Annotated in this window: 19 protein-coding genes; 11 read left to right on the plus strand and 8 right to left on the minus strand. The window is 60.2% G+C overall.

Features of this window, described 5'->3' with window-relative positions:
• Positions 1 to 93 precede the first annotated feature (93 nt).
• The gene (locus tag AAIH70_RS23590; protein ID WP_132278269.1) at positions 94 to 2,655 is read left to right on the plus strand and encodes a GcvT family protein; all 2,562 of its coding nucleotides are present in this window, start codon (positions 94 to 96) and stop codon (positions 2,653 to 2,655) included.
• A 68-nt stretch (positions 2,656 to 2,723) separates the two neighbouring features.
• Here the strand turns inward: AAIH70_RS23590 and AAIH70_RS23595 are convergent, their stop codons facing one another.
• From AAIH70_RS23595 to AAIH70_RS23605, 3 genes are all read right to left on the minus strand, one after another.
• A complete protein-coding gene (locus AAIH70_RS23595) occupies positions 2,724 to 3,536 on the minus strand; it encodes a DUF6456 domain-containing protein (RefSeq protein ID WP_430035830.1) in 813 nt (270 codons plus the stop codon).
• Positions 3,529 to 3,939 (minus strand): helix-turn-helix domain-containing protein, encoded by a 411-nt coding sequence (locus tag AAIH70_RS23600; protein WP_245519302.1) that lies wholly within the window; start codon positions 3,937 to 3,939, stop codon positions 3,529 to 3,531. The genes AAIH70_RS23595 and AAIH70_RS23600 overlap by 8 nt, the downstream gene beginning before the upstream one ends.
• A 286-nt stretch (positions 3,940 to 4,225) precedes the next feature.
• Positions 4,226 to 4,654: a MucR family transcriptional regulator gene (locus AAIH70_RS23605; protein WP_132278265.1), complete on the minus strand. Its 429-nt coding sequence runs from the start codon at positions 4,652 to 4,654 to the stop codon at positions 4,226 to 4,228.
• Between the two features lie 709 nt (positions 4,655 to 5,363).
• Between AAIH70_RS23605 and msrB the strand changes: the two genes are divergently transcribed.
• On the plus strand, positions 5,364 to 5,771 hold the full coding sequence (gene msrB / locus AAIH70_RS23610) for a peptide-methionine (R)-S-oxide reductase MsrB (protein WP_132278263.1): 408 nt from the start codon (positions 5,364 to 5,366) through the stop codon (positions 5,769 to 5,771).
• A gap of 57 nt (positions 5,772 to 5,828) precedes the next feature.
• On the opposite strand, the gene prmB is transcribed toward msrB, so the two are convergent.
• On the minus strand, positions 5,829 to 6,755 hold the full coding sequence (gene prmB, locus AAIH70_RS23615; protein ID WP_132278472.1) for a 50S ribosomal protein L3 N(5)-glutamine methyltransferase: 927 nt from the start codon (positions 6,753 to 6,755) through the stop codon (positions 5,829 to 5,831).
• A gap of 389 nt (positions 6,756 to 7,144) precedes the next feature.
• Between prmB and AAIH70_RS23620 the strand changes: the two genes are divergently transcribed.
• Positions 7,145 to 7,972 (plus strand): pseudouridine synthase, encoded by an 828-nt coding sequence (locus tag AAIH70_RS23620; protein WP_132278261.1) that lies wholly within the window; start codon positions 7,145 to 7,147, stop codon positions 7,970 to 7,972.
• 188 nt (positions 7,973 to 8,160) lie between these two features.
• Complete coding sequence (locus tag AAIH70_RS23625) at positions 8,161 to 9,684, plus strand: EF-hand domain-containing protein (RefSeq protein ID WP_430035833.1); 1,524 nt, start codon at positions 8,161 to 8,163, stop codon at positions 9,682 to 9,684.
• Positions 9,685 to 9,718: 34 nt separating this feature from the next.
• Here AAIH70_RS23625 and AAIH70_RS23630 read toward each other — a convergent pair whose 3' ends face one another.
• On the minus strand, positions 9,719 to 10,546 hold the full coding sequence (locus AAIH70_RS23630) for an SDR family oxidoreductase (RefSeq protein WP_132278257.1): 828 nt from the start codon (positions 10,544 to 10,546) through the stop codon (positions 9,719 to 9,721).
• Positions 10,547 to 10,655: 109 nt separating this feature from the next.
• Here AAIH70_RS23630 and AAIH70_RS23635 point away from each other — a divergent pair, with 109 nt between their 5' ends.
• Both AAIH70_RS23635 and galE read left to right on the plus strand, forming a co-directional pair.
• On the plus strand, positions 10,656 to 11,570 hold the full coding sequence (locus AAIH70_RS23635) for a LysR family transcriptional regulator (protein WP_132278255.1): 915 nt from the start codon (positions 10,656 to 10,658) through the stop codon (positions 11,568 to 11,570).
• A 106-nt stretch (positions 11,571 to 11,676) separates the two neighbouring features.
• On the plus strand, positions 11,677 to 12,669 hold the full coding sequence (gene galE / locus AAIH70_RS23640) for a UDP-glucose 4-epimerase GalE (RefSeq protein WP_132278253.1): 993 nt from the start codon (positions 11,677 to 11,679) through the stop codon (positions 12,667 to 12,669).
• A 1-nt stretch (position 12,670) separates the two neighbouring features.
• On the opposite strand, the gene AAIH70_RS23645 is transcribed toward galE, so the two are convergent.
• On the minus strand, positions 12,671 to 13,363 hold the full coding sequence (locus AAIH70_RS23645) for a pentapeptide repeat-containing protein (RefSeq protein WP_132278251.1): 693 nt from the start codon (positions 13,361 to 13,363) through the stop codon (positions 12,671 to 12,673).
• 291 nt (positions 13,364 to 13,654) lie between these two features.
• Here AAIH70_RS23645 and AAIH70_RS23650 point away from each other — a divergent pair, with 291 nt between their 5' ends.
• Positions 13,655 to 14,608, plus strand: coding sequence for an MBL fold metallo-hydrolase (locus AAIH70_RS23650; protein WP_132278247.1), 954 nt, complete (start codon positions 13,655 to 13,657; stop codon positions 14,606 to 14,608).
• A gap of 3 nt (positions 14,609 to 14,611) precedes the next feature.
• On the opposite strand, the gene AAIH70_RS23655 is transcribed toward AAIH70_RS23650, so the two are convergent.
• Positions 14,612 to 15,526: a DUF1499 domain-containing protein gene (locus AAIH70_RS23655; protein ID WP_132278245.1), complete on the minus strand. Its 915-nt coding sequence runs from the start codon at positions 15,524 to 15,526 to the stop codon at positions 14,612 to 14,614.
• 101 nt (positions 15,527 to 15,627) lie between these two features.
• Positions 15,628 to 15,855, minus strand: coding sequence for a hypothetical protein (locus tag AAIH70_RS23660; protein ID WP_132278243.1), 228 nt, complete (start codon positions 15,853 to 15,855; stop codon positions 15,628 to 15,630).
• Between the two features lie 84 nt (positions 15,856 to 15,939).
• Between AAIH70_RS23660 and AAIH70_RS23665 the strand changes: the two genes are divergently transcribed.
• The 4 genes from AAIH70_RS23665 (at position 15,940) to AAIH70_RS23680 (ending at position 20,250) form a co-directional block, all read left to right on the plus strand.
• A complete protein-coding gene (locus tag AAIH70_RS23665) occupies positions 15,940 to 17,601 on the plus strand; it encodes a phosphoethanolamine transferase (protein WP_132278241.1) in 1,662 nt (553 codons plus the stop codon).
• Positions 17,598 to 18,080, plus strand: coding sequence for a diacylglycerol kinase (locus tag AAIH70_RS23670; RefSeq protein ID WP_430035837.1), 483 nt, complete (start codon positions 17,598 to 17,600; stop codon positions 18,078 to 18,080). Before AAIH70_RS23665 ends, AAIH70_RS23670 begins: the two co-directional genes overlap by 4 nt.
• Before the next feature lie 125 nt (positions 18,081 to 18,205).
• On the plus strand, positions 18,206 to 18,868 hold the full coding sequence (locus tag AAIH70_RS23675) for a response regulator (protein WP_132278237.1): 663 nt from the start codon (positions 18,206 to 18,208) through the stop codon (positions 18,866 to 18,868).
• The gene (locus AAIH70_RS23680) at positions 18,865 to 20,250 is read left to right on the plus strand and encodes a histidine kinase dimerization/phospho-acceptor domain-containing protein (protein WP_430035839.1); all 1,386 of its coding nucleotides are present in this window, start codon (positions 18,865 to 18,867) and stop codon (positions 20,248 to 20,250) included. Before AAIH70_RS23675 ends, AAIH70_RS23680 begins: the two co-directional genes overlap by 4 nt.
• Positions 20,251 to 20,253: the final 3 nt, after the last annotated feature.

The raw sequence follows: 20,253 nt of genomic DNA on the forward strand, positions 1-20,253 counted from the left end.
GGCGCATCAACGTTGGTGCGTGTCGTAATCTGAAGAGGTGACGTCTGTTACTCCTCATAAGATCGCCGGACATTTCGAAGCACGAGGCATGCAATGGCAGAATTTCCGAGCAAGGCTAAAGTCGTCATCATCGGGCTCGGCGGGATCGTCGGCGCCTCGATCGCCCATCACCTGATCGAGCGCGGCTGGGACGACATTGTCGGCATCGACAAGTCGGGCATCCCGACCGATATCGGCTCCACCGCCCACGCCTCGGACTTCTGCTACACGACCAGCCACGATTACCTGTCGGTCTGGACCACCCAGTATTCCATCGATTTCTACGAGAAGATGGGGCATTACGCCCGCATCGGCGGCCTGGAAGTGGCCCGCACCGGCGATGACAGCTGGATGGAAGAAATCAAGCGCAAGGTCACGTCCGGCAAGGCTTTTGGTACGAATGTCCGCCTCGTCACGCCGGCCGAAATCAAGGAAATGTTCCCGCTGATCGAGGAGGATCAGGTTCAGGGCGGCATGTTCGATCCCGATGCCGGCCTCGTCATTCCGCGCAGCCAGACGGTTGCCGGAAAACTGGTCGATGCCGGTGAGAAGGCTGGCAAGCTGAAAGTGTTCGGCAATACGCCGGCGACATCGCTGATCGTCGAGGGCGGCCGCATCAAGGGTGTGGTTACTCATCGCGGCACGATCATGGCCGATCACGTCATCGTCTGCGCCGGCATCTGGGGGCGCCTGATCGCCGAGATGGTGGGTGAAGACCTGCCCGTCATGCCGGTCGACCATCCGCTGACCTTTTTCGGCCCCTATAACGAGTTCGAAGGCACCGGCAAGGAGATCGGCTTTCCGCTGCTGCGCGACCAGGGCAATTCCGCCTATATGCGCGATACCGGCGATCCGAAGACCACCGAGGGCGGCCAGATCGAGTGGGGTTATTACGAGACCACCAATCCGCGCCTCTGCCACCCGCGCGATATTCTCGAAAAACACGAGGCACGCCTGTCACCGTCGCAACGCGATCTCGACATGGAACAGATCCTCGAGCCGCTGGAAAAGGCGATCGAGCTGACGCCTATTCTCGGCGAACTGGGTTATAACGAAGGCCATTCCTTCAACGGCCTGTTGCAGGTTTCGGCCGGCGGCGGTGCCTCCTGCGGCGAAAGCCAGAAGGTGCGCGGCCTGTGGTATTGCGTCGCCATCTGGGTCAAGGACGGCCCGGCCTATGGCAAGCTGATCGCCGACTGGTTGACCGACGGCCGCACCGAGGTGGACCACAACTCCATCGATTATGCGCGTTTCTATCCGCATCAGCTGGACGAAAAATTCATCGAGGGCCGCACCTACGAAGCGGCGCAAAAGATCTATTTCCCGGCAGTGCATCCGCGCGAGCCTTATTCGACCGGTCGCGGCGCAAAGCAGTCGCCCTTCCATGAGCGCGAAAAGGAACTCGGCGGTCACTTCATGGAACTCGGCGGCTGGGAGCGTGCCCATGGCTACGCCGCCAACGAGCACCTGCTGGAAAAATACGGCAATCAGGTTCCGGAACGCGAAAACGAATGGGACAGCCGCCATTTCTGGCGCGTCTCGAATGCCGAACATCTGGCGATGAGCGAGGATGTCGGCATCGTCAACCTTTCGCATTTCCACATGGTCGACATCGAAGGCCCGGACCATGTCGAGCTGTTGGAATGGCTTTGCGCGGCAAAAATCGGCGGCGACGGCAATATCGGCAAGGGCATCTATACCCACTTCCTCGATGACGAGGGCATGGTGCGCGCCGACTTTACCGTGTTCCGCATGGAAGACCGCGGCCGCCTTGTGAACGGCGCCGATGCCGGCCCGCGCGATTATCATTACATGAAGCGCGTGGCCGAGGATCGCGGTCTCGACGTGACGATCACCGACGTCTCGGAAAAATTCATCACCATCGGCATCTGGGGCCCGAATGCCCGTGAGACGCTGAAAAAGGTGGTGGCGGATCCGGCAGGCCTCGACATCGAAAATTTTGCCTTCGCGGCCATCAAGCTGATCGAGATTGCCGGCAAGCATGTCTCCGCTTTCCGCATTTCATATGTGGGCGAACAGGGCTGGGAACTGCATATGAAATACGAGGACGGCCTTGCCGTCTGGGACGCTCTTCGCGCCACCGGCGTGATGGCCTTCGGCGTCGAGACCTATGCCAATTCGCGCCGTATGGAAAAGAGCCTGCGCCTGCAGAACGGCGATCTGCTCACCCAGTACAACCTGATCGAAGCCGATCTGGCCCGACCAAAAGTCAAGGAAGCCGATTTCCGCGGCAAGCAGAAGCATCTGGAATACAAGGCGCGTGAACATCAGCCCGCCATGCTGTGCACGCTGGTCATGACCGAAAACACCGACGCATCGGGTGTGAAACGCTACCCGGTCGGCAACCTGCCGGTCATGGACCCGGAAACGGGTGCGGTTCTGGTCGACGAACTCGGCCGCCGCTCCTACACGACCTCGATCGCCTATGGTCCGACGGTCGGCAAGAATATCGCCCTCGTCTACCTGCCATGGGAGTATTGCCAGGTCGGACGCAAGCTCAATGTCGAATATTTTGCCGATACCTACCCGGTCGAGGTGGTGAGCGTTGGTTACAAGCCGATCTATGATCCGGAGAACCTGAAGCCACGCAGCTGATCTGTTCGAAAGCCTACGCCCCTCACCTGCCAAATAGGGTGAGGGGTGGCTGTCGTGCTCTATGACGCTCACATGCGCGGACGAAAATCCCCGTCTCCCCAATGGTGCCGCCGCCTGCCATCGCGCATCGGCGGCGCATAATGCCGGGCCAGCGCCAGAAGTGCTGCCCGCAGCATGAGCTTTGCCGAACGCGCCGGCCACAGGCGTTCACGCTCCACCGTCTCAAGCCCTTTTCCGAAACAGCAGACATCCATTGCCACACCGGACAATTCCGGCCCCATGGCCTCTACCGCGCGGGCGAAGCGGTCGCGGGCCGCCATGGCGCTATCGCTGATCTCGCCACCGCCGGCGGCGCGCACCGCCCCACTCGTTTCCAACCGTGGCTCCCAGGAGGCGGTGATGCGCGGCTGCATCTGCCCGCGGGTAAAATCATTGGCCAGCCTGTCCCCGGCATCGAAGGCGGCCGCGGACAGATACGGTTCGCCGGCGCGATCCTTCAGCCTTGCGAGAGGCGCCAGCGGCGATTCCTTCAGATTTCGCCGCACCCGCTGATGCACCTCCTCCACCATTGCCACATCGTCCACCATCTCGCGGTGCTGCTCTGAAAATTCGTCATCGCCAGCCGCCAGCATGCGACGCAGAAAGGCCGGTGCAGCCGTGGTTGCCGCCACGGACGAGCCGCTGCGCATCACCAGCCCGCGCGATACGGCAAAGGCAAGAATAGCGGGTGTGAAATTCGCGCTCTCCCCATCCCGTTCAAATCGCACATTCTCACTGTCACAAGCTGCAATCCTGCAATCGCCGCGCAAAAGCATGCGCAGCAGCTTCAGCAGCGCCTTCCGTCCGGTTTTGTGTTGATCCTTGCCACCGCGCTCAGTCATGCTCAAAACCCTCCTGCCGCCCGAAAGCCGCCAGCGCCATGCGCTCCACACAGGCAATGAAAGCATCGAACAGCGGGTCGTCCCGCCTGTCTTCGGTCACATGGCAGGCATGGCTGACAGTGCTGCGGTCGCGCCCGCAGGCATCGGCAATATCGGCCATCGGTACGCGCAGCGCCACGTGGCAGACATACATGGCAATCTGGCGCACATGGCAGGCAGTGCGTCGTCGATCCCGCAATTCAGCCAGTTGCCCATTGGCCAGTACCAGCGCTTCCCACACCAGCAGGCGAACCCCGCGGCAGATGCGTGAAAGCGATATGCCGATCCAGGCGGGATCCTGGGGCAGAATTTGCGGACGAACCGGGCATGTCCCGGCGATGCGAATGGAAAATCCGGACTGCATGAATACCTCCCACCATAAAATAGGAATTTATTCACATATTCATAACAGACAAACAGAAAAATGCAAACCAATACGGCGGGAGGTGATTTGTTGTTTTATCGAACATATTTCGGTTATCGACAAAACATAAAGGATTATTTTCCTTTCTTAAAACTGCAGACATTAAAAAACCGGGCCCGGATCCATCGATCCTGCCCGGTATCTTGCTTTTTTAAAAGAGCACAATGCTCACCACGAGCCGGATCGCACCCCAGCGATCCCGAGCCCGCAATGCTCAGATCAGATCTTATTTGCCGCGCTTGCGGCGCTGTCCGAGGCCCATTTCCTTGGCGAGGCGCGAACGCGCTTCGGCATAGGCAGGCGCGACCATCGGATAATCTGCCGGCAGGCCCCACTTTTCGCGGTATTCTTCCGGCGTCATGTTGTAATGGGTCATCAAGTGGCGCTTAAGCGACTTGAACTTCTGACCGTCTTCCAGGCAAATCAGGTAATCGTCTTCGATCGACTTCCTGATCGGAACCGGCGGCTTCGGCTTTTCTACAGCAGCAGCAACCGGTGCGGGCGAAGAAGTATTGCTCAATGCGGAATGCACGTCAGAGATCAGGACGGTGAGATCACCAACCTGAACTACATGGTTGCTGACATAGGCCGAGACGATATCCGCGGTCAATTCCACGAGAAGATCCTGGCCCTTGTCGGATAGGGTTTCTGTCATACTAGTCTCCTGTTCCATCCATAGACAGTCGCGACCCGCGAACTGCCTTCGTAGAGACGCGATGGCTACTTTTCATTGTCCGCCGTGTCCGCAAGGACTGAGATCCACCCCTAGATCTCCGACAGACAATAAAGCCATGCCACCTGAAATTGACACGTTCTCACATTTTCTCCTCAGAGTAGAAGATCACCGGCCCATCCGAGAAAGACAACGATAATATTCGCGATATACTGAGGGAAAGCGAGAGTTAAACCAAATTCAGCGCTCTACTGATGTAGGGATTAGCACTGTTTTTTGAGAAGTCCAATTGCATTTTGCATAATTGGACTACAAAGGAAGTTATCCTTCGTTTTTTTAGCCTTTACTGAAGGAGCAAAAGGAACGTGCGGCCGCAAACGACCAAAATGCGGCGAAATTCTGTCACCGCTTGGCGCTTAACTCTGCTTAATCCGCTTAATTTCCTGATTAACCCAAAATTCAGCCTATGGATGGCACCTCAGACAAGTGCTCATTCCCCCAACATCCCCTCCGGCTGCACTGAACATTGCCTGATTCGCAGGCAGCACACACCTTTTTTTGATCTGCCCGCACCGTCGGTGTTACCCGCGCCATTTCAGCACAGGCTTTTTCGCTGCCGGCACACAAAAGACGCGCACTTTTCTATTGGTCGTGATGCACCTATCTAAGGATAAAACAGAAAGGAACCGGCATGTCCGATGTCAAAAACCCGAAAGTCGAAAAAAGCGATGCCGAGTGGCGTGAGCAACTGACGCCGGAGCAATATTACATCCTGCGCCAGGCCGGCACCGAACGCCCTTTCACCGGCCCTTACTGGGACAGCAAGGAGAAGGGCCTCTACCGTTGCGCCGCCTGCGATGAACCGCTGTTCGTCTCCGACACCAAGTTCGACAGCGGCTGCGGCTGGCCGAGTTACTTTGCGCCGGTCAAGGAAGATGCGGTGATTGAGCTGCGCGACAACACGCATGGCATGGTGCGCACGGAAATCCGCTGCGCCAGCTGCAACGGCCATCTCGGCCACGTTTTTCCGGACGGCCCGCCGCCGACTGGCCTGCGTTACTGCATCAACGGCCACTCGATGGTGTTCGAGGCGATCTGAAGGCGTACCGGCATAGAATGCGGCAACGGCTCCCATCGGGAGCCGTTGTCGTTGAGATTACGCGACGCCGAGAGCCTCGGCGGAAATCCAGAACACCGCATCTTGCGATTCTGCCGTTTCCACCCAGAAAAACTCCAGATGCGGATATTCTTCCTCAAGAATCTCGCGGCCCGAGCCGATCTCGCACAACATGCCGCCCTCAGGGTTCAGGTAGTTCGCCGCTTCATCGAGAATCTTGCGCACCAGATCGAGACCGTCCGCACCACCATCATGCGCCATGGCAGGCTCTGCACGATGCTCGGCCGGGAAACCAGCCATCGCGGCGTGATCGACATAAGGCGGGTTGGTGATGATCAAGTCATAGGTTTTGCCGGCAAGCGGCGCAAAAAGATCGCCCTTGAACAGCGACACCTGTTCTGAAACCTCGTGATCGGTGACATTGATCTTCGCAACTTCCAGCGCATCGCCGGACAGATCGACGGCATCGACTTCCGCATTCGGGAAGAACTTTGCAGCCAGAACCGCCAAGCAACCGGACCCAGTGCAGATATCCACGGCACTCGTCACGGCAAACGGATCGGGCAGGAAGGAAGAGCCGTTTTCACCAAGATATTCGGTGAACAGGATTTCGCCGATATGCGAACGCGGCACGATCACCCGCTCGTCGACGAAGAAACGCACGCCCTGAATATAGGCATGATTGGTGATGTAGGAGGTTGGCTTGCGGCTCGTCACCCGCAGTTCGATGCGCTCGGCCAGCAGCTGACGCTCGGCCGGCAGCAGGCGGGCATCGAGAAACGGATCGAGCGTATCGATTGGCAGGTTGAGGCTGTCGAGCAGAAGGAAGGCGGCATCGTCGCCGGCGGTCGTCGTGCCATGGCCAAAACCCAGTTCGGCGGCATTGAAACGGGAGATCGCGTAACGCCAGTAGTCGCGCAGGGTCACGAGTTCTCCGGTCACGTTTTGGGGTGTGATATCGGCCATGGTCACGTGGTCTCTCGTTGGGAAGTGGCAAATGTTTTGTCGTCCCTACCCACTGGAGGCTGGACGGAACCGGCATTAGAATGGCAAGGGCCGCAAGGTCAACCACTCACGCAAGATTGCCGGGCAGATGAAGACGGCCCGGCGCGCCGAAGGACAATCGAATTGGATCAGCTATCGCGGCATCGCCGCAGTCATCTTCTCCCCAGCGGGGAGAAGTGCCGGAGCGAAAGCGAGGCGATGAGGGGGCCGCAAGGCATAACGTTCACGATGGCTCCCCCCTCATCCGGCCCTTCGGGCCACCTTCTCGCCCGAGGGGAGAAGACAATCGGCATAGGCCGCTTCCGAACCATTCCAAGTTTGCAGGCCTTTGCCCCCGGACCATTCTCCCAATGAAACCCACCCGCCAGCGCCCCAAACCTGCTGCCAGATCGTCGTCGAGGCCGCTCTGCAAGGCAGCCAAAGCCCTTGCCCCTGCTCAAAAACCAGACGGCCAGCGCGTCACCCTTCCGCGCGCCCTCTCCAAACTCGGATTCTGCTCACGCACGCAGGCCGAAGAGCTGATCCGCACCGGCCACGTTTCGGTCGGCGGTAAAACCGTCACCGATATCGAAGCCTGGATCGACCTTGCCACCGCAAAGATCAGCGTCGATGGCCAGCCGGTGACGGCGGAAAAATTCGTCTACCTGATGCTCAACAAACCGCGGGGCCTCGTCACCACCCGAAACGACCCGCAAGGCCGCCCGACCGTCTATGACTGCCTGAAGGAATTCGACAACGCCCACCTTTCGCCGGTCGGGCGGCTGGACAAGGCCAGCGAAGGCCTGCTGCTGTTTTCCAACGACACGCAGTTTTCCAACGCTCTGCTCGACCCGAAAACGCATGTGGCGAAAACCTATCACGTGCAGATCGACCGCCTGCCCGACGCAGCCATGCTGGACGCACTGCGCAAAGGCATCACCCACGACGGCGATTTCCTGTCCGCCGGCCGTGTCACGCTTCTGCGCGAGGGCGACAAAAACGCCTGGCTGGAGATCGAACTCGACGAGGGCAAGAACCGCCAGATCCGCCGCATGCTGGAAAGCCTCGAGATCACGACGCTGCGACTGGTGCGCGTGGCGATCGGCGAGCTTTTGTTGGGCGAGCTGGAAAAGGGAAGCGTCCGGGCTTTGACGGAGATGGAACTGGCGGGGTTGAAGCGGCAGAGCGGTGGACGCTAAAACCGTTCACTACGCATCGACATGCAACATCCCGATCCGGCAGAACGACACGTTAAGGCTGATTTGAGTATTCACGCTCCCGCATGTCGACACTGCTCGGCAAAAATGGAAACGTGACCGGATCATCAATCATGTTATGAGCGGGTAGAAATATGGTTTTGCGCAATGTTGCTTATGCGAGCGTCATCATGTTGGCTGGCACCGGCGCACTGGATGCACAATCGGTCACACAGATCACCTCTCCCAATCCCAGACCAAATTTTCCGGCCAGACCTCAGGCAGATCCGTTACGCGTCCATCAGCAATATCGCGAAGCACATGTGTCGGTGATCCTGCAGCAATTGCGGCAAGCCGCTGCCGACAGAAAGACGCTGACCCGAGCCGATATCGACCGAAAGATCGCGCAAATGAGAGGAGCCCGCAAGGCGGGGCTGCTCAACGGTTTCTTTGCGATGGATCTCAATGGCGACAATGTCCTCGACAAGGAGGAGCTCGCCGCCCCCCAGATGGACGAAACCAATTCTGTTTTCAGGAACATCGTATCGACGGCGGATACGGATGGTGACGGCACGGTTAGTCTCATCGAGGCCAGCAACCATACTGCAACCCAGGTTGACGCGCGCGGCACGACACAGAGCATAGCCGCCATATACGAACAGCTTCTGGCGCTGGATCCTAACAAGGACGGCAAGCTCACGGCAGCGGAGCTGGAGACCCTTGCCCTGGAATCCTTTGCTAAGGTCGACACGGATGGCGACGGTGTCATCAGCAAGGAGGAAAGTGCCGCTGCGACCCCCGCCGCTGTGATGGCCGCGCGCCCGAATCCGGCCGCATCCATGGGGGCTCGCTGCGCATTTCCCAAGATCGAGGGCGATCAGAGGCTTTACGTGGTCACCGCCTATGAAGGCGGCACGCTCTCTAACACCACAGTTGCCGGTCAGGACGAGGGAACGGAAACATCAACTATCGAGATCGCGGAAGGTACCGATCCCGTCTATCTTGCGGTCTCATCCTACACCCCGATGATCTGGCGTATTACCGGACACACTGAACGTATCGCCCGCTTTTTCGGCGCGGCGCGCAAGGGTGTCGGCGTGGTCGGCCTTCCGAAGGAGAAGGTCACACTGGTTGGTGATCGCGAATGCCTTACGCGCCTCGAAAACGCGTCTCCGGAAATGGAGCAACGGCAGCTTTCCCAGCTTTTCAATCGGCTGCCGGAAGGCATTTCCTCGATCTACACATCCGGCAATCTCAGCCTGCCGAGCGATTTCATGCAACGAAACAGCAAAAGCGCCGCCGCTGTCATGGCGAGACGATCAGTCAATTTCACACTGGACGGGCTGCCACAGAAAACCATCGACAAGGAGATCGAACCGACTGTGAAATCCCTCCGGCACTTCAGTCCCGGCGGTGTCGCCGATATCGATCCCGCTGAGGTCGTGTCATCGGGGAAAGCGGAGCGATATCAGGTCCTGCCGCAGGAAGCCGGTCTTGTTCAATTGCTGCAGAACGGGTCGCTTAAGGCAGCAGATCCACGCCCGCCCGGCCATCCCGGCTACGTTGCCCTCAAGGAATTCCCCCGTTTTCCGGCAGGACTAGCCGGCGCCCATTCGGTTTCGTTCGAGTTTCCGTCGAACATGAAACTGCCTGAGGGTAGTCCCGGCCATTCCTCGGTGATCGTTCAGCCGGCAAGCGAAAGCGCCAAGCCATAGGGGGGTGAATTTGCGGGAGGGCGATTGCCGCCACTCACTCCATCGCCATTGTCACCGCCTTCTGCGCCTCCAGTTCCGCCAGCCTTTCCTGCAAGGCTTCGCGGATCGCAAAATAGCTGCTGGTGCCAAGCGCCAGCCTTTTGGGCGCCTTCTCCTGCCCCGCCACCGCGATCATTGCGTCGGCCATCTTCTCCGGGTCACCCGTGATCTCGAAACTGCCATCGGCGACGCCGCGGCGCACGGCACCCGCCGGCGTATCCTCGTACTCCGCCATCGGTTCGGCACTCACCAGACCCCGGGCAAAATCGGTTTTGGTCGGCCCCGGCTCGACCAGCGTGATGCCGATGCCGAAAGGCGCCACTTCCTGCGCAACGGACTCGACAAAACCCTCGATGCCCCATTTGGTGGCGTGATAAAGCGAAAAATTCGGATAGGCGATCTGCCCGCCTTCCGACGACACCTGCAGGATGCGTCCGCCGCCCTGACCGCGAAAGTGCGGCAGCACCGCCCGGATCAGTTCGATCGAGCCGATCAGGTTGGTATCGATCTGGTGGCGGATCTGTTCACTCGTGACCTCCTCGCCGGCGCCGAACAGGCCGTAGGCCGCATTGCTCACGACCACATCGATACGGCCCAGTTCCGCAAAGGCGCGATCAACCGTCGCCTTCACCGCTGCGATATCGGTCAGGTCCATCGAGCCAATCCACAGCCGGTCACCATGCTCTCGCTTGAGATCGTCCAGCACGCCCGGCTTGCGCAGGGTGGCGGCGACGCGATCACCCCGTGCCAGCAGTTTTTCGGTGAGGATGCGGCCAAAACCGGAGGACGTGCCTGTGATGAACCATGTGCGCTGTTCAGTCATGATCTACTCCATCGTTTTGCGGCATCATTGCCGCCTTGAAGGCATAGATAGACCAGCATGATTGATGCTATAATCCGTGCAAACCTGCATGAACCGGTGAAATATACCCATGAATGAGCGCCCATCCCTGTCCGACCTCGACGCCTTTCTGGCTATCGTTGCGCATCGCAGCTTTCGCAAGGCCGCCGACGAACGCGGTCTGTCGCCCTCCACGCTCAGCCACATGATGCGCAGCCTTGAAACCACGTTCGGCGTGCGTCTGCTCAACCGCACCACTCGCAGCGTCGCCCCCACCGAGGCCGGCGAGCGGCTGGCCCTGCAACTGCGCCCCGCCCTGTCGGGCCTCGACCGGGCGTTGGAAACCATCGAGGATTTTCGCGGCCGGCCGAGCGGCGTGTTGCGCATCAATGGCGGCGAACCGGCCATCCGGCTTCTGGTGCGCAGTGTCGTGCCGGAATTTCTCGTCCGCTATCCCGAAATCGCCCTCGACCTCGTCAGCGACGGTCGGCTGACGGATATCGTTGCCGAAGGTTTCGATGCCGGCATCAGGCTCGGATATGCGGTGCCGCAGGATATGATCGGCGTGCCGTTTGGTGGCCGCGCCCGTTTCATCACTGTCGCCTCCCGAGACTACCTCGAAAAACGCGGCACGCCCCAAACCCCGGACGACCTGAAAACCCATGCCTGCATCCGCCTGCGCATGCCGAGCGGCAAACTCTATCGCTGGGAATTCGAACGCCACGGCCAGGAAGTGGTGGTGGATGTGCCGGGCGCCTTGACGCTCGATCATCTGGAGACGATGGCGGAGGCGGCACAAAACGGTCTCGGCATCGCCTATCTGCCGCAGATCGTCGCAAGACCGTATCTGGAGCACGGCGCACTTCTGCCCGTGCTGGAAGACTGGTGCCCATGGATCGACGGACTGATGCTCTATTACGCCGGCCACCGCCACGTGCCGCCGCCGCTGAGGGCATTCATCGACATGCTGAAAGAGATCGATCGCATAACAGCGGCAGATCGATAGTTTTCTGCAGCCAAGCGTTTGCTTACAATCAGTCAATCTAATGCAAGTATAGAGAAAACGTCACAGTCAATTCTTGCCAGAAACTGTCAATGGAAGGATCAAAAGCATGGCGGTTCTCGTCACCGGCGGTGCGGGTTATATCGGCAGCCACATGGTCTGGTCGCTTCTCGACAGCGGCGAGGATGTGGTCGTGCTCGACCGCCTGTCCACCGGCTTTCGCTGGGCATTGGCGCGGGAAGCAAAACTCTACGAAGGCGATATCGCCGACCCCGCGCTGCTGACAAGAATCTTCGAGACACATGCGGTCGATGCCATCATCCATTTCGCCGGCTCCGTCGTGGTGCCGGATTCGGTGCGCGATCCGCTATCCTATTACGAAAACAACACCATCAAATCACAGGCGCTGATATCGGCCGCCATCGAGGCCGGCGTCCCACATTTCGTGTTCTCTTCCACGGCTGCCGTCTACGGCACGCCGCAGGATTCGGCACCGGTGGTGGAAGATGCGCCGCTGAAGCCGGAATCGCCCTATGGTTCATCCAAGCTGATGACCGAGATCATGCTGCGCGACGCCGCCGCAGCCCACGCCTTCACCTATACGGCACTGCGCTATTTCAACGTCGCCGGCGCCGATCCGCGCGGCCGCACCGGCCAGTCGACGGCCGGCGCCACCCATCTGATCAAGGTCGCATGCGAAACGGCGCTGGGCCGCCGCGAAAAGCTACAGGTTTTTGGCAACGATTATCCGACGCCGGACGGCACCTGCGTGCGTGACTATATCCATGTGAGCGATCTCACCGATGCCCATTTGAAAGCGCTGCAGCGCCTGCGCACCGGCGGCACCTCGCTTGTCGCAAACTGCGGTTACGGCCGCGGTTTTTCGGTTCTGGACGTGATCGATTGCGTGCGCCGTATGTCTGGCCGCGACTTTGCCGTCGAGCAGGTCGGCAGGCGTCCGGGCGATGCCGCCTTCGTGGTCGCCGATGCATCGGTGGCAAACCGCGAACTTGGCTGGAAACCGGCGCACGACGATCTCGATTTCATCATCCGCACCGCGCTCGCTTGGGAAGATCATCTGGGCAAACGCAACGAGCGGTGAACTACCGCACCTTCAAGCCCAGCTCTGCCAAAATCTGCCCTGCCTGATCTTTCGAAATCGTCGCGCCTCGAAACTTTTTCGCATCGATCAACCGCAGGCCGCCGAGATCGGCGCCACGCAAATCCGCACCGTCAAAACGGGCATCGACAAGGCCGGCATCCCTCAAACTGCAGCCGGAAAACACCGATTTGCGGAAATCGCAGCCGGTGAGATCGGCCATGCCGAAATCCAGCTTCTCCAGCCGCGTATTGTTGAAAGAGATGCCGCGCAATCGCGCCGCAGACAGGAGCGTTTCCCTGAACGAAATGCCCAGCGAACGCACGCGCGAAAAATCGGCGCCGGTCAGCTTGCAGCCCTCGAAAGCCGTATCGTTGGCTTTCGCTTCGACAAAGGAGGCATTGTTGAAATCGCAGCCGGAAAATGTCGCATCCGTGAGGTCTGCCCCGGAAAAATCCGCATGCGCGCCACGGCAACCGGAAAATCTTGCGCCCTCCAGGCCGGCGCTGCGCAGATCCGCATTGGCCATTTTGCAGTCTGCGAATGTCCAGCCGGGCATGTCGAGACTGGCGAGATCGGCGCCATCGAGATTGCAGTTTTTGAGCGAGACGGTGAAGCCGCCCGCCACCCATGATCGCATGTCACCGGCGGAAACATCTCGGTCGGAGATTTCGAGGGCGGATTGTTTTACGGCCATGCTTCTCTCTGTAAATTACCGATGAACGAGGCGCTGCGGCTGGTATCTTCTCCCCGCCGGGGAGAAGTGCCGGAGCGACAGCGAGGCGATGAGGGGGCAGCACGGAAGCACGTTCGGCCTTGGCATTCCCCCCCTCATCCGGCCCTTCGGGCCACCTTCTCCCCGCAGGGGAGAAGAGAACCAGAGCAAGATTCACCCTTATCCGATTCCATCTGCGCCCTCCAGCCTTGCACCCTCGCCCTCCCCACCCCACCATGCTAGACCGCCATCACAAGCATCTCGGAGACGGACATGGCCGACGACACCCGGACGGAAGACAGCACGCCGTCGACAGCCGACGACGTCACCTTCGACCGCGCATTTGTGCCCGCCCATGGCACCGCCGTGCCGATCGCAACCGGTGTAGAGCGCATCACCTGCGGCAATGCCTCGCCCTTCACCTTTACCGGTACCAACAGCTATATCGTAGGCAGTGGCTCGACCGTGGCGCTGATCGACCCCGGCCCGGAGGACGATGCCCATTTCGAGGCGCTGATGCAGGCGCTTGGCCCGCGAAAACTCTCGCATATTTTCGTCAGCCACACCCACCGCGACCATTCTCCGCTGGCGCGCCGCGTGAAAGAGGCAACCGGCGCGCTGACGGTGGCGGAAGGCCCGCACCGGGCGGCACGGCCGCTGCATGCCGGCGAGGTCAATCCGTTCGCCGAAAGCGCCGACACTGATTTCATCCCCGACATCGTGGCTGCCGATGGCGCCACGATCGATGGCGACGGCTGGTCGCTGACATCGGTCCACACACCCGGCCACACCGCCAACCATTCAGCCTTCGCGTTGGAAGGCACCGGCATCCTGTTTTCCGCCGATCACGTCATGGCCTGGGCCACGACAATCGTCGCGCCGCCGGATGGTTCGATGGGCGATTTCATGGCCTCGGTCGAAAAGCTGCTGACCCGCGACGACCGCATCTATTTTCCGGGCCATGGCGGCCCTGTCACCGAACCGAGGTCCTTTTTACGCGGGCTGCGCACCCACAGGCGCATGCGCGAACGGGCAATTCTGGAGCGCATCCGCGGCGGCGACCGGCTGATACCGGAGATGGTCAAGGTGATCTATGCCAGCACCGATGTGCGGCTGCATGGCGCGGCAGCCCTGTCGGTTCTGGCACATCTGGAGGATCTGGTGGAAAAGGGTTTTGTGGCAACCGATGGCCCGCCGTCATTGGTCGGGGAATACCGGCCGGGGTGAACCTCAATCCACCGCCAGCCCCAGCAATTCCGAATCCAGTGACCGCAAAAATCCTTGCGCGATATCGGCGCTGAGGCCAAGATCATGGCCGCCATAGCGCGCGGCGACGCGCAGGTCGACCATGGTGGTTTCCGCTTCCTCGCGCAGCCGGATCACCACATCGAAACGCAGGCCGAGAATCAGCGTACGAGTCTGCCCCTGCAGGATGACGTCGCCCGGCCGGCCAATGTCTTCCACCAGAGATTTGCCGGGCCGCAACTGTTCCGGCCGCGGCAGAGGGATCGGAATATTGTCTGGCACGGCGCCGCTTTCAGCACGCGTCTTCGGCGCCGGCCTTTCGGTAATGTCGGGCTCCACCAGTTCCATGCCGTGCTTGCGATCAACAGAAATACGCGTCGATTTGGCAACCTTGGCCACCGCCTCGTAAATTCGGTCGACGGCACCTTCATAGCGGCGGCCGGTGAGTTCGGGATAGGCGGTCAACTGCACCTGTCGGTCGGAGGGGGTAACCATGCTTGGGCGCTGCAACCATTGCTGGTCGGCGCTCGGCTGGCGGATCCACACCGGCGGATCCTCGACATCGGTGGCAACCTCATAAAGCGGTGGCGTTGTGAAATAGAGGATCGCAGCGAAACCGACGAGAACGATCGGCGGCGCGGCATAAACCAAGCCCCAAGCGGAAGCCAGACCACCTTGCGCGCCCACCCGCCACAACCGCGCCAGACCGATCACCGCAAACAGCACAGCGACCAGGGCAATGGCTGCGGAAAACAGCACGATGGCGATAAAGTCCGGCCCTGTCAGCGGCCCGAACCGGTGCGCCGCCACAGCGATCAGAAACAGCACGAGCGCAGACAGGCCGATGCGCCGGGATGCAAAGGCCGACTGGGAAACGGGACGAACGAAACGGACGGTCATGCGGGCTTTCCGGTTGAAGGCTTGGCGACTTATAAGCCAGACCGGCCCTCAAGGAAATCGCAAGCGCGCAACAGAAGCGAACGGTGAGGTAAGCCGTGATCTCAGCCGGAAAAACTGCGATGCGGCTGGCTGGCACCCGTCGGCCAGCCCTGCAGCGAACGCATGTGTTTTGCCTCGCGCAACATGGGAATCGATACGACAAGCATCACGAGAATGGCGATATACACGATACCGGGACGGGTTTTGAATGCATTCACCAAGCGCCAACTCCTGCTGTGACGATACCATCGATGACCGGTGAAGCTGACATGCACCTGAACGATGATCATTCACCGGATCGATTCATGACATTCAGGTGACTGTCAGGATCAGATGCGATTTCGCCGGCAATCGAAACTGCCGGGAGCTTTCCCTTGTCCGTAAATAGCCTATCGTCATCTGTTCCCCGTTCGTCAGGACGCATTGCCCGCCCGAAGATCGACAGCATCACCCTTGCAATCCTGACGGCGCTCTATCTGATTGCCTTCACCAACCGCACGTTCTTTTCGCGGGCTTTCGAGTATTTCGACAATCATCTGGCACTCCTCGCCTTTTCGTTCGGATTGACCTGCCTGTTTGCTGCACTCGCGATCGCTTTCTCGGTCAAGTATCTGATCAAGCCCGTGCTGATCCTGATGATCCTCAGCGCCGCCTCTGCGGCATGGTTCATGGATCAGTTTGGCGCGATCATCGATGTCAACATGATCCGCAATGCGGCCATAACCACTTCCTCGGAAGCCGGCCATCTGATCACGCCGGCATTTCTCCTGCATATGGCTGTGTTTGGCATCCTGCCGTCGCTTCTTGTCTGCTGGGTAAAGGTGCAGCACCGCAACTTCCTCGCCAAGCTGCGCTGGAATCTCACCGCCATCGTGCCGCTTGTCCTGATCGGCATTGCGTGCGGCATCAGCAGCGCGCGCAGCATCGCTTCGGTAACGCGCATCCACAAGGATCTGATTCTGACATTCAACCCGCTGCTGCCGATCGGCAACGCCGTCGGTTTTGTTTTGGCGTCCGAGGCCGACAGAAACATCGTCGCCGCCCCTCTTGGCACCGATGCCAAGGTGGCAGGGCCGACGCCATCCGGCAAACCGCGGGTTCTCGTCATCGTGACCGGAGAGACGGCGCGTGCCGAAAACTTTTCGCTCGGCGGGTATGGCCGCGAAACCAATCCGGAACTGAAGAAACGCGACATCACCTACTTTTCTCAGGTCTCCAGCTGCGGCACGGCGACGGCCGTCTCCGTGCCCTGCATGTTCTCCAACCTGAAGCGCAGCGGCTATTCGCATCGTGCCGGCCTCGCCAGCGAAAACCTGCTCGATGTGCTTGGCCATGCCGGCATCACCACCGAATGGTGGGAAAACAATACCGGCAGCCAGAACGTCGCCAACCGGACTGTGATGCGCTCTTTCTCCAACGCCAACGATCCGCGTTTCTGCAAGAGCAATGAATGCCTTGACGATGCCATGATCGACCAGCTCGACACATGGCTCTCGAACATCAAGGGCGACAGCGTGCTCGTTTTGCACCAGCTCGGCAGCCATGGCCCGGCTTATTACCAGCGTTACACGCCGGAATTCGCCCGCTTCACGCCAGAATGCTCGACCGCGGAAATCGGCAACTGCGATCGCCAGTCGGTGGTCAATACCTATGACAACACCATCCTCTATACCGACCACATCCTCGCCTCGGTGATCGACAAGCTGAAGGCACGCGAAAACAGCATCGATCCGGCGATGATCTACATGTCGGACCATGGCGAATCGCTTGGTGAAAATGGCCTCTACCTGCACGGCGCGCCCTACATCATCGCCCCCTCGCAGCAGACACATGTGCCCTTTGTCCTGTGGCAGGGCGCAGAAATGAAGGCCTCCGTCGATGCCGGATGCCTGACCAAACGCGCCGGCGAGGAAGCCTCGCATGACAACCTGTTCCACACGGCGCTCGGCATGATGGCGGTCAAAACCTCGGTCTACACGCCACAACTCGATGTGCTCTCCGCCTGCCGCACACCGGCCAGTGGAGCGAATTCATGACCCTTCCCGATTGCAGCTCCTTCGGGAAGGTCAGAAAACCGGTCACCGAAAGAAGCAACGGTCCCGTCCCCAGCCGACCCGCTTCTTCTACACCTCCGATCGGCACCCGCCCGCCGATCGGGAAGGTGACCGGCAGCCGGCACCTTGCGGCAGCACTCGGCTATTCGCTGGGTGGTGCCGCAAGGCTGCTCGGAGAAACCGCTTTTCGCCATGAACTCGTGGCCGCCACCGGCATTTTTGGCGGTTTCGCCTTCGTCGGCGCCAGCCTCTCCGATTACGTCTCGATGGCCGTGCTTTTCCTCGCCCTCATAGCCGCGGAAGCCCTCAACACCGCAATCGAGGAAATCATCGACCGCATCTCGCCGGAATGGTCGAAAACCGGCAAGAATGCCAAGGATCTCGGATCGTTTGCGGTGTTCTGCCTCCTGGTCGCCAACGGACTGATGGCGGCTTACGTCATTTTTTCCCGACTTTTATGACCATGAACCCTGCCAACGCTCCATCCCCACTCGAAATTTTGCCGTCTTCTCTGCTAGATACGGGTTACAGGATATCGTCGTACCCGAGTGGACGCCGTAATGCGGGCTGGGATGGAGCAGGCAGCTTGAGAGTTCTTCTAATCGAAGACGATGCGACGCTCGGTGAAGCGGTGCGTGACCATGTGGCATCAGGCGACCATGCTGTCGACTGGATGAAAACGATCGACACCGGCGGCGCCGCGCTCGCCACCACCGCCTACGCCCTGATCCTGCTCGACCTGCGCCTGCCCGACGGCAGCGGCATCGATCTCCTCAAAAAGTTTCGCGGTCAGGGCGGCACCACACCGGTGATCATCCTCACCGCCCATGACCAGATTTCCGATCGTATCGAAGGTCTGAACAGCGGCGCCGACGATTATCTCGTCAAACCCTTCAACCTCGGCGAACTGACCGCCCGCATGCTGGCCGTCAGCCGGCGCTACAGCGGACGTCCGGTGTCGCTGGTGAAGGTCGGTGATCTCGAGATCGACGCCGCCGACCGGCGGGTGACGCTGGCCAGCGAACCGGTGACGCTCTCCGGCCGCGAATGGGCGGTGCTGGATGCACTGGCCGCCCGCCCGAATGCGGTCGTCTCGAAGGCCCAGATCGAGGAAGCGCTTTACGCCTTCGGCTCGGAAATCGAGAGCAACACGGTGGAAGTCTATGTCAGCCGGTTGCGCAAGAAACTCGGGCGCGACCATATCGCCACGCTGCGCGGCGTCGGTTACCGGCTGGGACGTGAACAATGAACCCGTTTGCGCGTGCCACCGGCCCGTCGATGACACGCCGGCTGATCTTTTCCATCACCGCCATGATGGCACTGCTATGGCTGCTTGCCGTCGGTCTCGGCCTCGTGGTGATGGAGGAGGAATATGCCGAAATGTTCGACGGCACATTGCAGGATACCGCCGAAAGGCTGGTGCCGCTTGTTGTCGACGATCTAGAACATCGCGGCATGCTCGGCGGGCCCGACGACAATCGCCCCAGCACCGCCCCGCAACAGCTGCAGACCGGCAATTCCAGCGGTGACCGCGAATACCTGATCTATCAGGTGCGCGACGCATCCGGTCGCGTGCTGATCCGCTCCCATGACGCGCCGGAACAGGCGTTTGAAACCCCGCTGAAAGCCGGTTTCTGGAAGGATGCCAGTTACCAGTTCTACACCGCCACCGATGACGAGGCGCAGGTGTTCATCCAGGTGGCCGACGCGTTCGAAAACCGTGAGGAAGCCCTGCACGAAGGCGCAATCGCGCTGTTTTTGCCGCTCGCCTTGCTGATCCCGGTCAGCGGCATCGCCATCTGGCTGGTGGTGCGCCGCGCCGTGCAGCCGGTGGGCGATCTGCGCCGTGACATCGAAAGCAAGGACGGCGGCAACATGGAGCCGATCGATCCTTCCAACCTGCCGCGTGAATTGCAGCCGATCGCCACGTCGGTCAACTTCCTGATGACACGCCTGCGCACGGCGTTGGATGCGGAACGTGAATTCACCTCCAACAGCGCCCACGAGCTACGCACGCCGATCGCCGGTGCGCTTGCCCAGACGCAGATGCTGATCTCTGAACTTCGCGATCCGACCAATCGCCACCGCGCCAGCCAGATCGAAGCCTCGCTCACCCGTCTCAGCCATCTTGCGGAAAAACTGTTGCAGCTGTCGCGCGCCGAAGCCGGCATCGGCATCAGTGAAAAGCCCGTCGACCTGAGCCTGGTTCTCGACATGGTACTGACCGATTTCTGGCGCGGCATGAACGCACCGCAACGCCTCATCCTGCATCACGCTAAGGGAGCAGAACTCACCGGCCCGTTCAGCGAGGACGCCTTTGCCATCGTGCTGCGCAACCTGATCGAAAACGCGCTGGTGCACGGCCGGCCGGGCACGCCGGTCGAAGTGTTTCTCGACAATGGCGGCCCGGTGCGCATCGTCAACGCTTCGGCGGTTATGGGTGAAGGCGAGCTTGCCACCATCCGCAAACGCTTTTCGCGCGGCAGGACGGAAGCCGCCGGTTCGGGACTTGGCCTCTCCATCGTCGAACGACTTCTGGGGCAAATGGGCGGCAAGCTGGTGTTGTTGTCGCCGGCGGAAGGGCGTGCGGACGGGTTCGAGGCGCGGGTGGAATTGCCGAAAGCAGGTTGAGGA

It is taken from the genome of Neorhizobium sp. BT27B (assembly GCF_050455485.1).
GTDB lineage: Bacteria > Pseudomonadota > Alphaproteobacteria > Rhizobiales > Rhizobiaceae > Neorhizobium.

Coding starts and splice junctions, on each gene's coding strand:
- prmB (WP_132278472.1), bottom strand. CDS start 6,755: ATGGCCGATATCACACCCCAAAACGTGACCGGAGAACTCGTGACCCTG.
- AAIH70_RS23655 (WP_132278245.1), bottom strand. CDS start 15,526: ATGACCGTCCGTTTCGTTCGTCCCGTTTCCCAGTCGGCCTTTGCATCC.
- AAIH70_RS23605 (WP_132278265.1), bottom strand. CDS start 4,654: ATGACAGAAACCCTATCCGACAAGGGCCAGGATCTTCTCGTGGAATTG.
- AAIH70_RS23660 (WP_132278243.1), bottom strand. CDS start 15,855: ATGATCATCGTTCAGGTGCATGTCAGCTTCACCGGTCATCGATGGTAT.
- AAIH70_RS23630 (WP_132278257.1), bottom strand. CDS start 10,546: ATGACTGAACAGCGCACATGGTTCATCACAGGCACGTCCTCCGGTTTT.
- AAIH70_RS23645 (WP_132278251.1), bottom strand. CDS start 13,363: ATGGCCGTAAAACAATCCGCCCTCGAAATCTCCGACCGAGATGTTTCC.
- AAIH70_RS23680 (WP_430035839.1), top strand. CDS start 18,865: ATGAACCCGTTTGCGCGTGCCACCGGCCCGTCGATGACACGCCGGCTG.
- AAIH70_RS23635 (WP_132278255.1), top strand. CDS start 10,656: ATGAATGAGCGCCCATCCCTGTCCGACCTCGACGCCTTTCTGGCTATC.
- msrB (WP_132278263.1), top strand. CDS start 5,364: ATGTCCGATGTCAAAAACCCGAAAGTCGAAAAAAGCGATGCCGAGTGG.
- galE (WP_132278253.1), top strand. CDS start 11,677: ATGGCGGTTCTCGTCACCGGCGGTGCGGGTTATATCGGCAGCCACATG.
- AAIH70_RS23590 (WP_132278269.1), top strand. CDS start 94: ATGGCAGAATTTCCGAGCAAGGCTAAAGTCGTCATCATCGGGCTCGGC.
- AAIH70_RS23600 (WP_245519302.1), bottom strand. CDS start 3,939: ATGCAGTCCGGATTTTCCATTCGCATCGCCGGGACATGCCCGGTTCGT.
- AAIH70_RS23670 (WP_430035837.1), top strand. CDS start 17,598: ATGACCCTTCCCGATTGCAGCTCCTTCGGGAAGGTCAGAAAACCGGTC.
- AAIH70_RS23625 (WP_430035833.1), top strand. CDS start 8,161: ATGTTGGCTGGCACCGGCGCACTGGATGCACAATCGGTCACACAGATC.
- AAIH70_RS23595 (WP_430035830.1), bottom strand. CDS start 3,536: ATGACTGAGCGCGGTGGCAAGGATCAACACAAAACCGGACGGAAGGCG.
- AAIH70_RS23620 (WP_132278261.1), top strand. CDS start 7,145: ATGAAACCCACCCGCCAGCGCCCCAAACCTGCTGCCAGATCGTCGTCG.
- AAIH70_RS23650 (WP_132278247.1), top strand. CDS start 13,655: ATGGCCGACGACACCCGGACGGAAGACAGCACGCCGTCGACAGCCGAC.